This is a genomic window from Endozoicomonas elysicola, assembly GCF_000710775.1.
Classification (GTDB): Bacteria; Pseudomonadota; Gammaproteobacteria; order Pseudomonadales; family Endozoicomonadaceae; genus Endozoicomonas; species Endozoicomonas elysicola.
Genome location: NZ_JOJP01000002.1, coordinates 9372 through 22188 on the forward strand (window position 1 = coordinate 9372; position 12817 = coordinate 22188).

At 44.3% G+C, this 12817-nt stretch carries 10 protein-coding genes; 7 read left to right on the forward strand and 3 right to left on the reverse strand.

The window, feature by feature from the left end; all coding sequences use genetic code 11:
• From GV64_RS26045 to GV64_RS23405, 7 genes are all read left to right on the forward strand, one after another.
• Window positions 1-560, forward strand: a 560-nt coding sequence (locus GV64_RS26045) for a DeoR/GlpR family DNA-binding transcription regulator (protein ID WP_407919931.1), incomplete at its 5' end; no start/stop codon positions are given.
• 300 nt (window positions 561-860) lie between these two features.
• Window positions 861-2750, forward strand: coding sequence for a DUF3604 domain-containing protein (locus GV64_RS23380; RefSeq protein WP_020584023.1), 1890 nt, complete (start codon window positions 861-863; stop codon window positions 2748-2750).
• A gap of 86 nt (window positions 2751-2836) precedes the next feature.
• Window positions 2837-3667, forward strand: coding sequence for a 5-dehydro-4-deoxy-D-glucuronate isomerase (gene kduI / locus GV64_RS23385; RefSeq protein WP_020584024.1), 831 nt, complete (start codon window positions 2837-2839; stop codon window positions 3665-3667).
• Between the two features lie 81 nt (window positions 3668-3748).
• Window positions 3749-4507 (forward strand): 2-dehydro-3-deoxy-D-gluconate 5-dehydrogenase KduD, encoded by a 759-nt coding sequence (kduD, locus tag GV64_RS23390; RefSeq protein ID WP_020584025.1) that lies wholly within the window; start codon window positions 3749-3751, stop codon window positions 4505-4507.
• Window positions 4508-4708: 201 nt separating this feature from the next.
• A complete protein-coding gene (locus tag GV64_RS23395; protein WP_020584026.1) occupies window positions 4709-5647 on the forward strand; it encodes a sugar kinase in 939 nt (312 codons plus the stop codon).
• Window positions 5648-5666: 19 nt separating this feature from the next.
• Window positions 5667-6299 carry a bifunctional 4-hydroxy-2-oxoglutarate aldolase/2-dehydro-3-deoxy-phosphogluconate aldolase gene (gene eda, locus GV64_RS23400; RefSeq protein ID WP_020584027.1) on the forward strand — a complete coding sequence of 211 codons (633 nt, stop codon included), beginning with the start codon at window positions 5667-5669 and terminating at the stop codon, window positions 6297-6299.
• Between the two features lie 106 nt (window positions 6300-6405).
• A complete protein-coding gene (locus tag GV64_RS23405) occupies window positions 6406-7287 on the forward strand; it encodes a DUF1961 family protein (protein ID WP_020584028.1) in 882 nt (293 codons plus the stop codon).
• Window positions 7288-7364: 77 nt separating this feature from the next.
• Here GV64_RS23405 and GV64_RS24605 read toward each other — a convergent pair whose 3' ends face one another.
• The 3 genes from GV64_RS24605 to GV64_RS23415 all read right to left on the reverse strand — a co-directional run bounded on the left by GV64_RS24605 (window position 7365) and on the right by GV64_RS23415 (window position 12804).
• Window positions 7365-7517, reverse strand: a complete 153-nt coding sequence (locus tag GV64_RS24605) for an IS481 family transposase (RefSeq protein ID WP_020584029.1) — start codon at window positions 7515-7517, stop codon at window positions 7365-7367.
• 84 nt (window positions 7518-7601) lie between these two features.
• Window positions 7602-11000 (reverse strand): polysaccharide lyase family 8 super-sandwich domain-containing protein, encoded by a 3399-nt coding sequence (locus GV64_RS23410; protein ID WP_020584030.1) that lies wholly within the window; start codon window positions 10998-11000, stop codon window positions 7602-7604.
• Window positions 11001-11334: 334 nt separating this feature from the next.
• A complete protein-coding gene (locus GV64_RS23415) occupies window positions 11335-12804 on the reverse strand; it encodes a sulfatase-like hydrolase/transferase (protein ID WP_236633021.1) in 1470 nt (489 codons plus the stop codon).
• Between the last annotated feature and the right edge of the window lie 13 nt (window positions 12805-12817).

Sequence of the window (12817 nt, forward strand, 5' to 3'; positions counted from 1 at the left end):
GAGGATCGATGCAAAAGCAGATCGCTCTTGAAGTTGTTAAACATATAAAAGATGGAAGTTCAGTTTTTATTGCTCTTGGCACCACAATGGAAGCCATTGCTCACGAACTCGCCTGTAAAAAAGATTTAACTATTTTTACAAATAGCCTGAAAGTTGCCAATATTATTTATGAGAATACTGACTTTGATGTCATTATTCCTGGCGGAACGGTTCAACGACGTAATGCAGGTTTGGTTGACAGAGAAACAGAATCCTTTGTTAAAGAGATCAGCGTTGACTATTGTTTGTTTACTTGCGGTGGTGTTGAGAAATCTGGTTACTTACTGGGTTTCTATTTGCAGGAAATTCATATCCTAAAGATGGTTCTGGAAAGAAGCTCTTATTCTTTTCTGGTTATTGACTCAGAAAAAGTGAATAAGTCTGCGCCAATAAGGATAACGCATCTATCAGAAATAAACAGCTTGTTTATTGACAAGAAGCCCAGTGAAGGAATCTTGAATATAGCCAGATCCAATAATATTGGCGTATATATACCAGAAATATTAAACACTACTCTATAAATTAATAAAACACGTAATGACTTTGGAATTTCACAAAGTCATTATATTCTAAAAAACTTTTGGTTGAAAAAATAATTTTGAATGGGTTTTAACCCTAAAAACAATGCCAGCTTTTTCGCTTTTGAAAAGTAATGAGTTTTTATCTTTAATCAGTTCAAACTCCCCCCAACAGAGCATTGGGCAATATTTTAATAACCTTGGTGACCCACACCATCTCAGATGTCTATCTGATTCGGCTGCTTGATTCAAAAATTATTTTTGGTTAATAGCAATAAATAAGCTGATAAATGAGTATTAAGTATGGAACAGATAATTAAAGAAATCGATGTTGGTCTTTTAGAGTTCACCTTGCCAAAAGAAGTTGTTGCAGGTGGTGAGCTTGAATGGAAAGTTCATTTTACAGCCCACCGGGAGTTTAAACCAGGTAGTCACATTCGTATCACCGTACCAGCATATCAGCATCAGCGAAGTGAGCAATATCTTCAGGTTCATGATTACTGGATGCCTAATTACCTCTGGGCCATTGCTGAGGAAGAGTCAGTACAGTTGGAAGTCCATGTAGAAAAAATCGAAACCGACTTCAAGCATATTAAACGATGGAATGACTCATGCCGTGTCGGTGTCATCACCCTGGAAACAGGGCTTAAACCTGGCGAAGCTATAACAATTCACTTCGGCGGAATAGATCGTCCCTGGCTTGAAGGTGATTGTATGCCGTCCCGTGCTGGGCAGCTGGCCTTCCATAAAGAAGGCACCTATTTAAACTACATACTTGAGTTCGATTTATTGGGGGCTCAGGAATATAAACAATATGATGTTTTCCCCAGTATCAAACTTATACCTGATACGTTGACCCAACTGCAGGTGACTTGTAAAGGGTACAGCAGGCCTGGTGAAACGCTTGAGGCATCCATCTTGCCGATGGATCGTTTTGGCAACCCGCTATATGAAGCCACGCTGGATCATTTCAAACTGTCTATTTTTGATCTGAGAAGTGGCCTCCTAGTAGCAACAACCAATATTGCTGGACAGAAGGCTTCTATTGCTCTGGAACAGGGTGCTTACAAGCTGACTATCGAAGACAGCGGATTACACGTTAACGATGCAGTCATTATTTGCGAAGAGAATGCACCGTCTTTGTTCTGGGGAGATACACATATTCACTCCAACCTTACCGCCAATATCCGGGATAACGATCTTGGTTCGACACCAGAGCGGGGTTACACCCATGCACGGGAGGTGTCCAAACTTGACTTCCTGGCTCTGACGGAACAGACCTATACCTTTAATGAAGATCGTGGGGTAAATATCGACAAGGCCACCTGGCAGGCAATGGCTGAGGAGTGCGACCGCTTTGATGACCCCGGCAAGTTCGTAACAATGACCGGTTTTGAACTCCATTGCCGTCGTGGGGATACAATCTGCCTGTTCCGGGGTTCGCTAAGTAATTATGACTACCCCGGCTATGAATTTGGCATCCTGCATGATGTCTGGGATTTTTATAAAGACCATGACATTCTCACCATTCCGCACCTGCATCGATTCAGTGACCGTATGCCAAAATACGCTGAAAATAAGGGTAGAAAAGCGGAAATAGGGTTTGACCTGAAAAACTGGGAACCGGACAGTCACCATGAAACCATGGTAGAAATCTATTCAGCTCAATGGGGGCGCTTTGAGTACGAAGGTAATCCGATGTTACTCAAGTCTCGCAGGAACATCAAAAACAATACCGTTGTTGATTTTCTGAACCGCGGCAAGAAATGGGGCTTCGTCGCCAACAGTGATGGTCACGATGGCAACCCCGGCTATGGCGGTGTGACTGGTGTTTACACGGATACCCTGACCCGGGAAAGTATTTTTGATGCTCTTCATAACCGTCAGACCATCGCAACCACCCATCCACGCATGGTGATGGACTTCAATGTTAATGATGCTCATTTAGGTCAAACAATAACAAGCACAGGTTCGGTTGATCTTTACTTCAGGGTTGCGGCGCCAAGAAAACTGAAGCGCATTGAAGTGATTCATAACGGTGAAGTGCTAAAGCGTATTGATACTGATCAGCAATATCAGGAAGTTGAACTTTCAGAAACATTCGAATCTGGTGAACATTATTTCTATGTTCGTTGCTTTCAGGATGATGGCCATATCGGCTGGGTATCACCAATCTGGGCCAATATCGACTGATCATAAAGCCATTCATTTAACCCCCAATAACCATTACTTATTGGGGTTAAGAAAACAACAAACTTATTTGTCTGGAGCGAACGAGAATGAATGTACGTGAGCCTGTGCACAGTGAACACGCTAAAGCCTTCGATACTCAACAACTGCGTGAGCATTTTTTGATTGAAGAGGTTATGGTTGCAGATAAGATCAATCTGACCTATTCCCATATAGACCGTATTATTGCCGGTGGTTGTATGCCCGTCTCCAGAGCCATCTCTCTGGAAGCAGGCAAAGAGATCGGTGCAGATTTCTTTCTGGAACGCCGCGAGCTTGGTGCCATCAATATCGGTGGTGATGGTATAGTTCTGATTGATGGCACCGAATATTTGATTGGCAGCCGTGAAGCCATTTACGTAGGTAAGGGTACCAGGGAAATCAGTTTTCTAAGTCTTAATAGTGACAACCCGGCAAAATTTTATATCAACAGCGCTCCGGCTCACACCACTTACCCAACCAAGAAAATCACCCTGGAAATGGCCAGTCCGGAAACTCTGGGTGACGCTGAAAACTGCAATCGTCGTACAATATACAAGTACCTGGTACCTGACGTTCTGGAAACCTGTCAACTGCTGATGGGCATGACCATGCTGGAACCAGGCAGCATATGGAACACCATGCCTTGCCATACACATGAGCGTCGTATGGAAGTGTACTTTTACTTCGACATGAAAGAAGAAAATGTCGTATTCCATATGATGGGCAAACCAGAAGAAACCCGTCACCTGGTCGTACGTAACGAACAGGCGGTGATCAGTCCAAGCTGGTCTATCCACTCGGGTGTGGGCAGTTCGAACTACACCTTCATCTGGGGCATGGTTGGTGAGAACCAGACTTTCTCGGATATGGATTTTGTGCCAATGGGCGAAATCAAATAATCAATAGGTTATTTGATTAATCGTCAAGTATAGCTGCCTTTCGGCAGCCATCTTCCACCATCGTCTATCAAGAACAGAACAATGAACTTTTCTTTTGACTTGCAGGGCAAAGTAGCAATAGTAACTGGAGCTAATACTGGTTTAGGCCAGGGTATGGCCGTAGCACTTGCACAGGCTGGTGCAGATATTTGTGCCGTTGGTCATATCGATGCTCCTGAAACACGGGAGTTGGTTTTAGCTGCCAGTCGCCGTTTTCATTTTGTTGAAGCCAATTTACTAAGTATTGAGCCAGTTGAGCGCATTGTTAAGGAGGCTATCAACACCCTTGGAAGGGTTGATATTCTGGTCAACAATGCCGGTATCATTCGCCGCGAAGACTCTGTTAACTTCAGCGAAAAAGACTGGGACGAGGTGATGGATATCAATCTGAAAACCCCTTTCTTTCTGAGTCAGGCGGTTGCCAAACAATTTATGGCGCAAGGAAATGGCGGCAAAATTATCAATATTGCTTCCATGCTTTCCTTCCAGGGAGGGATTCGTGTTCCATCTTACACCTCCAGCAAAAGTGGCATTGCCGGACTGACTCGCCTGCTGGCATGCGAATGGGCAGCCCATGGCATCAATGTCAACGCCATTGCTCCTGGTTACATGGCAACCGATAACACCACAGCCCTACGTGCTGACGAAAAGCGTAATGCAGAAATTCTGGGTCGAATCCCAGCCAATCGCTGGGGTACTCCGGAAGATCTGGCGGGTCCAGTGGTATTTCTGGCTTCCTCTGCCAGTGACTATATCAATGGTTATACCATTGCGGTTGATGGTGGCTGGTTAGCGAGATAGAGCCCTTCCACTTATTAAGCCAGCCTGTTGTAAATACGGGCTGGGTTACAAACAGGTTTATAGTGGCTGAAGCCGTCTTTACAGATAGGTAAGCTGCTACACACCCATATCAAAAGTGCAATTAATCATGGGGGGGCAACAGCTCCCTGATGTCTGAAAGCATAACCCGAGTAAAAATTCTATATTGCAGAGAGTTTCACTGTGCATAAAAAACCAATTGAATGGCAACACATTGGCTTTATCGGTGAGGCAATGCTTGAGCTATCTAATGTACAGGACAGTTATCAAGTATGTGTTGCAGGAGATACTTACAATACCGCTATTTATTTACGACGACTGATAAACGATAAAACGGGTATCTCATATATTACCGGTTTAGGTATTGACCGTCAGAGTGAGAAAATAAAATCTTCTTTGATCGATGAGGGCATTGATACTCAGGGAGTGACTGTAATTCCAGAGAAGCAACCTGGCCTGTATATGATTGATACAACGCCTGAAGGTGAGCGCAGTTTTTCATATTGGCGTGAAAACTCAGCAGCCAGGTACTGGTTGGAAACCCAAGATACCGAACGGGTACTTGAATGGTTAAAAAGAATGGATGCCATATACTTATCGGGCATCAGCATTGCTATCCTGCCAAACACCAGCCGGAAGCGATTATTGGCCATATTGGAAGACCTGCAGAGTGATGGTAAAGCCATCATTTTTGATAATAATTATCGCCCTGCATTATGGAAGTCAGAATCCATTGCCAAACAGTGGTACGACCGTATTCTTAAGCTCACCGATATTGCCTTACTTACTGTCGATGATGATCAGGCTCTATACAAAGAAATGAATGACAAAGTCATTATTGAACGCTGTCGGCAACAAGGCGTAAGGGAAATTGTCTTAAAGCGGGGGGCAGATAATTGCTTGGTAGCCCTATCTGGAGAAGAACCTCTGACAATCCCAGCGGTTAAGGTCAATCAGGTAGTTGATACCACTGCAGCTGGTGACTCTTTTGCCGCAGGCTATCTTGCTGCACGAATGAACGGAAATAACCCGGAAGTAGCTGCAAGAGCTGGTCACTCCCTGGCATCTGTAGTTATCCAGCACCGGGGAGCCATTATTAACAAACAGCTTATGTCTGAGTGATAAGTCAGAGAAACCATTGATGGACATGATACTAAAACAGTTACAACAGCAACGGGTGCTACCGGTTATTCAAATTGAAGACCTGAATAGCGCTGAGCCTCTGGCGGAAATTTTGATTGCCCACGGATTCCCTATAATGGAAATAACCCTGCGCAGCGATGTGTCGCTGGCAGCCATCAAGCGAATCAGTAAACGTTATCCACAAAGTATCTTATCTGCAGGTACGGTACTCACCCCCGAACAGGTGGATGCCGCAAGACAAGCTGGTGCTGAATTTGTTATAAGCCCCGGCTTTAACCCGGTTACTTATAATCATGCTCTTCAATCCAAGGTTTTCATGGTGCCAGGTATTAACTCCCCGAGTGACATAGAGCAGGCTATGTATCATGGTGCGCAGGTGTTAAAGTTTTTCCCGGCAGAAGCCTCCGGTAGCGTCAATATGCTTAAATCCCTGACAGGTCCATACCAACATATTCGGGTAATTCCTACGGGTGGGATAAGTCCGGATAATCTGGCCAGTTATCTGCAAATTCCACAGGTTATAGCCTGTGGTGGCACCTGGCTGGCAACGGTTGACTCTCTCAATCAGAGAAAATGGAACATCATTGAAGAAAAGGTAAAAGCTGCCAGACAGCTTATTGATTGCCTTTGATGAAATTCAGGTTAAATAACACTCTGACACCCCAAATAACATCAAGTCTGCAGGTGATTTTTACAGTCAGTAAAAATCACGCTGCAGCTAACACTTAGATAACACCATGAAGCATATACTGTTAACCCTATTGAGCACCACGTTGATTTATTCATCAACAGGTTATGGTAAATTAACCAATGATCCCAATAAAAAATTATCGGACAGTTATCTAAATCATCCCATTTATGGTTACGATTTCAAAAGCAATGAGCAACTGTCAGATTGGACTATAGAAGGTTTTGGACAAGCTTCCATCGAACATGGGAAATTGATTCTTGAGCCAGAATTCCATCAACCACTTCTAACCCTGCAAAGTACGGGAAAATACTCTGATGCAAACGAAGCCAGCGAGTATGGAGATGACCTGGCAGCCATGGTTAAAGAGAAATATCCTCTAGCAGTTGATAAAATGTATGTTGATGGCGTGTTCCGGGGGGGGCATTTTAATATCTGGAATAAAAATACGACTCCCGAAAACTATTCAATCAGCTTTGACTTTCAAAGTCTCTCACCACAATCACTGCATATGATAATGTTCTCTGCTCAGGGACTGAATGGTCAGGATGTTTTGCATGGTGATGTCGCGCCCAGAACGGGGTTAGCCAGTGAAATTATGCGCGGCGATGTGACAATGTATCGTATTTCTTATTTTTTCCCATTTCGTAAGTCCGCCAATATGCGCAAATCACCCGGCAGACACATGACCGCTTCAGGGCGTGATATCGCAAGCGAAAATCCTGAAGGACTTCACAAAATGGTAGTCACCAAGTGGAACGGAGAGGTGAATTATTTTGTGAACGGTGAGCATGCACTGAGTTACACGGATAAAAAACCGCTTTCTGGTGGTAACTGGGGGTTTCGACTGATGGTATTAGCCAAAGGTGCGTACAGCAATATTAACGTTTATCAACTCGACAGTAATCCGGTTATGACAGGAGCAAAATAAACCGTTTTCTAATTGAGAATATGTATAAGTTAAACCGGACCTGACAGTTACCGAATTCCAGGAAGGTGACTGCCAGGTCAAATTCTGGCTATGACCTTTTCCTTCCAGATCGCGATCGCTTTCCCATCAAACCATGCTTCTATCGGTGTTTTCTTGTTGCACTGCTTACCTTGATGGGTATGCTCAGTCTTGTAGTGAATCAACCATTCGTTCAGATTTGACTGAATCATCTCAATACTCTGTACCTCTATTTTGTTATTATTCTGAGCAGTCTCAAGGCACCTCCATGTGCCCAGGAAACCAAGGTATTGGTGTTAATTAGCAGGAATTGATGCAGTAGCTGTCATACCAGAGAACAACTCTTCCCTGAATCCGTAGGTTTGATCATCTGTACTGTCTGGCAGGCTTACAGATATGCGGCTGGTGTTACCGAAAGTTCTTACAGACATATCCTGCCCCGGGAGATAATGGTTCCGGTATCCCTTAGTTAGATATTGGTAGCTCCCTGGCTGCAATGACCAGTTCAGCTCAACATTGACTATGTTCTCTCCTTCTTTGAGCTGTACACGAAAATCGGATTTCTGATCAGGGTCGTCATCCCGACTGTGATGTGATAAATCACTGATGGATACAATCCAGAGATCACCCGTTTCCTGAAGTTGAACCAGCGCAGGTTTATCAACAGTGATTGTCTTGCCGTCTTCAAGAGTCGCCATACCTTGCTGATGGAAAGCCAGCTGAATCAGTTGCTCTCCATTAAGTACCCAGCGGGTACCATAAATGCTGTCTGTCTGTATTCTCTCGAACTGATTTTGATTTGAGAATTGCGCCAGCAATCCGGGCATTTCTGCCTGAGATACATTAGGCAGCACCAGATATTGGTAGCTATCGCTGTTATTGTCCGGGGTTATGCCATGATCAATCAAAAGTGAGTACACAGGAATATTCCTGTTAACTTTGGTGTAGGTATCATTAACGGCAGAACCAGCAACAATGGTCAGCTTTGTACTTCCATCAGAATCAGGCCAGATCAGATAACCTTTGTTGTTCTGATGCACCCAGACAGGCTCAGTGATCACAACACTGAAATTCAGGTTACTACCAACATTATGAGATTTTATGCCAGAGCCGAAGTCATAACTCAATGCACTACTCCAAAGTGCCTGGTCTACGGTGGTAACTATTGGGTTTTGCGCATTTGAAGCATATTGACCGTCTTTATCGTCCCTTCGAATCTGATCACCCATAGCAAACACACCAGCGTCAGAGAAGAACGCTGACTTATCGGCCCTGGCAGATGCATAGCTGGCTTTAGTTGAGTATTTAAAACTGCCAATGGAATTTCTGCCATCAGAGAGTACACCAGCTAATACTTCGTCGCTTAAACCATTTTTATCATCCTGAGACTGCATGGGAATGGCATCATTACGCCACTCTTCAGTTAAGCCCGGTTGTAAATGCCAGTCCCAGTCAAAACGAGCTTCGCCGTATTCATCACCGGTTATTTTGACCTGCAGAATACCGCTACCATTATGAAACCCCGGGTCTGAATCAAAGCTTTCTGCTCCACGCACCCTGATGGACTGAGCGCTGAAAGATGCGTACCAAGGATCTTCATTGTCGATACCGCCTCTGCGGTGAACGAGGAACTCACTGTTCCAGAAAGGGTAGCTGCCAGACAGTTCATGGTTACCACTGATTAATGATGTTTGGAAATCTAATAAATCCTGTTCAAAAGATACTGCTGCATTTTCAGGTTTTCCTGAAAGAATGATAGAAATATCTTTTGCAACTTTAGCGCTGCCAAAACTACCAAGGGAGTCGGACAGGAATGAACGCCCAGTTGTCTGGTAATCATGCCCATCTTTGTAGATAACGGGTTTAACACTCTTCAGGATAAATTCAGCTGAATTATCAATAGATTGTCCATCAATACTCCATTGAGTATCCCGCAGCAATTCCGCAACTTTCATTGGTGTAGTGGCAAGCCATTCATAGCCATAGGCATACATAGCCATATCCTGACGAAGCCCGGTATGGTGAGAGATCGTGCCATCCGGCAAAAGCCCGGCATTACCAATAGTTAGGCCTCGGGTTGCATTTGAGTCTATCCATGCTTTCAGATCTTTTAATGATCCTTCAGGTGTCCAGCTATTGAGCAGAGTTGTGTTGTGATCTGCAAAAGGCTGATAGCCATCATACCACCAGGATTTATCGGTTAGTGGTCGGTTATAGTCTTTCCACAGACCTGCCATTGCAGACCAACTGCGAATACGATGATGCCGGTTAGCATCGCTCCAGGCACCGGGGGACTGGCTTAAATCTTTCTCCAGATAATACTTGGTGTATAAAGTTGTAGCCGGATCATACTCCTGATCAAAACGGTGTTGGTAGGGGAGTGCAAAAGCGATCTGGAATAGATTGTGAATATTATAGAGAAACTGTTCAGCGTCATCCGAGCCATCCTGGGCCTCTTCCCATAAAGTGTTGAATGCCAGTATCAACGGCAGGGTGACCGGGTCGGTGAATCGCCATTGATGGGTGCGATCAGTGAAACTGATGCCATTGGGTGAAGCATCGTGGCTGAAGTCATCAAATTCATGCACAGGGATCAGAGCGGCATAAGCGTTAAATGATGTAAGAATCGCATTGATCAGGCGGCTTCTTTTATCGTTGTAGTGACTGTCTGATGTATCCAGAACTTTGAGTGCATGACCAATGCCACCAATCCGGTTGGCTGCCGTTTCAAAGGCTTTTATGTTTTTAGATGCTTTGTAATCTAACAATTCATCTGTACTGTTCATGTTGTATATATGCAGGTCGGTGAATTGACCGTTGTGAGCTTCGATCTGCGAAAGGATGCTTTCCAGCTCAGGGCTGCCATAAATCAGTTTATTTCTACCCCAGAGCCGGCTTTCAGACTGTGCAAACTGAGTAAGCTTTTCAAAATAAGACGCCCACTGGGTTTTATCCACAACATGAATATTACTGGTGAAACGTGCTTTTACCTCATTTCCATCGCGCAATTCCACTCTTACAGGGTATTCGCCAGCCAGTGCAGTTCTCCCGTCAGCAACTGAAAATTCACCAAACAGACGGTATCCAGATGCATCACGGATAGTATTGAGGGAAAACATACCATTACTGCTATCGCCAATAAGATAGAAGCGATAACTTGCAGGTACCGATATTGGCGTGGTATTCCAACTGCCTAAGGCTTCTTTGTTTCTTAACAGGTTGATACGACCAGTTACCTTACTACCTGCTATACTGCCGGTTTGAATATCAAAGTACTCGGATAGTACTGCTTCATCGCTTATATCGTCCTGATCAAATGGATCACTGACAGTGACACTACGAACGGCCGTTGTTGTCTGGCTAGCCGAGTTCATAACTTTGTAGGTAACACTGTACAGACCAGGAGTTGAGCTATTGACCTTGTTTTCAGTGGTAATGCTGCCGGTCAGATTGCCATCAACCGTATCACTGGCTGTGGCACCAGGATCCGAATAAACAGCGTTTACCAGTACCTCTGTGTGCTCCTGACCAATAATGGAAATGGTAGGCGGCGTTCGAGATGGAGGCGTTGGAAGGTTGCTTGAGCCGCCTGCGTCTCCTCCCCCATCGCTTTTACAGCCATACGCCTGAAGAGATAGGCAAAGTAATAAAAACAGTTTTGCCAGTGGCCGGTGCTTGTTTGAAAGCATCATCATTGGAAAGCCTCAGATGAAGAAAAAGAATGATGAAGTTTTTATGTAACTGGGTCTCTGGAGGCCCAACGAGATATTTCTGAAATGATGCAGGATGATTGATGCACCCTAATTTATGGTTTCGGGTATTTTCTTTTGCCATGGCAATCACTTCGTAAAAAAAATTGCCTGGTCAGGTTTGAACTACTTTATAAAACAGAGTCAGGGATACTTGGCTTATTGCAACAAAAATCTACTCATAATCTTTCTATGAGCTTAATCAGTAAAAACAGCCGTAGCTGCTCCTGCTGCGGCTGTTTCTGATAAATCATTTCATTACATTTACTGGTTTTTCCAACTATTGTGTTCTCAGGGCATGGCCCCCACTGAGCATTTCAAAGCCACCTGTTTTGAATTCCTCCAGTTGTTTATTAATAAATGCTTCAGCACGATGATATTCTTTATCCGGGTCAAGATAACCAAGTAAAACGCTATGTAAATCATCAACAACCTGAGGATTTTCTATTGCGGTCTGCACAGCGTCAATACTTTCCCTAGGGTCATTTGCTATGTTGAACAGCTGCGCAGGCTCTCCGAAGTGATAAACATATTTCCAGTCACCTCGTCGAATCAGGTAACTGCTGCTATGAGTTCCATGTCCATGGAATTCACTCATGCTCGCACGGTTATTATCATTTATTGTAAGGCTCTGGATAGGCTCGCCATCCCACTCATCAGGGCGTTCGGCGTTAAAGATTTTAAAAATGGTTGCCTGAAGATCCATAGAGTCCGTCGCAGTGTGATTAATGACCCCCTGTTCAAACCCAGGTCCCGTGATGATTAAAGGGACTCGTGCGGATGTTTCATGCATTGAACATTTCCACTGCAATCCAAACTCCCCCATCATGGCACCATGATCAGATGTATAAATGATGACGGTATTATCCAGCTGGCCAGTTTCTTCAAGCACAGCCACCAGCTCACCAATTTTACTATCCAGCCAGTCCACATTAGCGACATATCCGCGACGTATTCCCCGTAATGCCTTTTCATCATACTGATCCACTTGAAAGTGATCACGCAGGCTTCTAGTGACCGGATGCAAGGCATTAGGGTGTGACGCATCAAATTCAGGCAGATCTTGACAAGATTCGTATTTATTCCAAAGCTCCTCTGAAGTGAAGCAGGGAAAGTGTGGCTTGGAAGTATTCAGAGAAACAAACCAAGGTTGATCCAATTCAATAGCTTTAGTGGCTAACCAGTTTGCTGTTAATTTAAATGCGGGCTCATCTTGCTTGAATGGGTTTTCAACCGGGCCATACATTTCGTTTCTGGCAACACCATCAATACTCACCAAGGAACGAACCGGTACTGGGCTACGACTGATATTCATATCTCCAGGATCTTGCACCGAAGGTGACCACAGACGATGCATTTCGGAGTATCCCATATCCTCCGCCTTCATATGGCCATCTACTTTGCCAATATGAACGGTATAAATGCCCTGCTTATTCAAGATTCCGCCAATAGTTGGAAGAGCTTTTGGAAAAACAATGCTGTTGTTGTAAACCTGACTTTTATGTGGTCGCTGCCCTGTAAACCAGGATGATCGTGCCGGACAGCAAAGAGGCGATACTGTATAGTGGCTTTGAAAGTAGCATCCACGGTCAGCCAGCTTCTGCAGGTTAGGAGTTTGTATATGCTTGTGTCCCTCAATGGAACTTAAGAACGGACTGTGTTCGTCGGATTGAATCATCAAGACATTAGGTCGTTTGTTGTTCTGTCTCGAAGTAGTTGATTGAACTGAGCGTTGATTGTGCTTGTTCATTAATTCTCTTTCC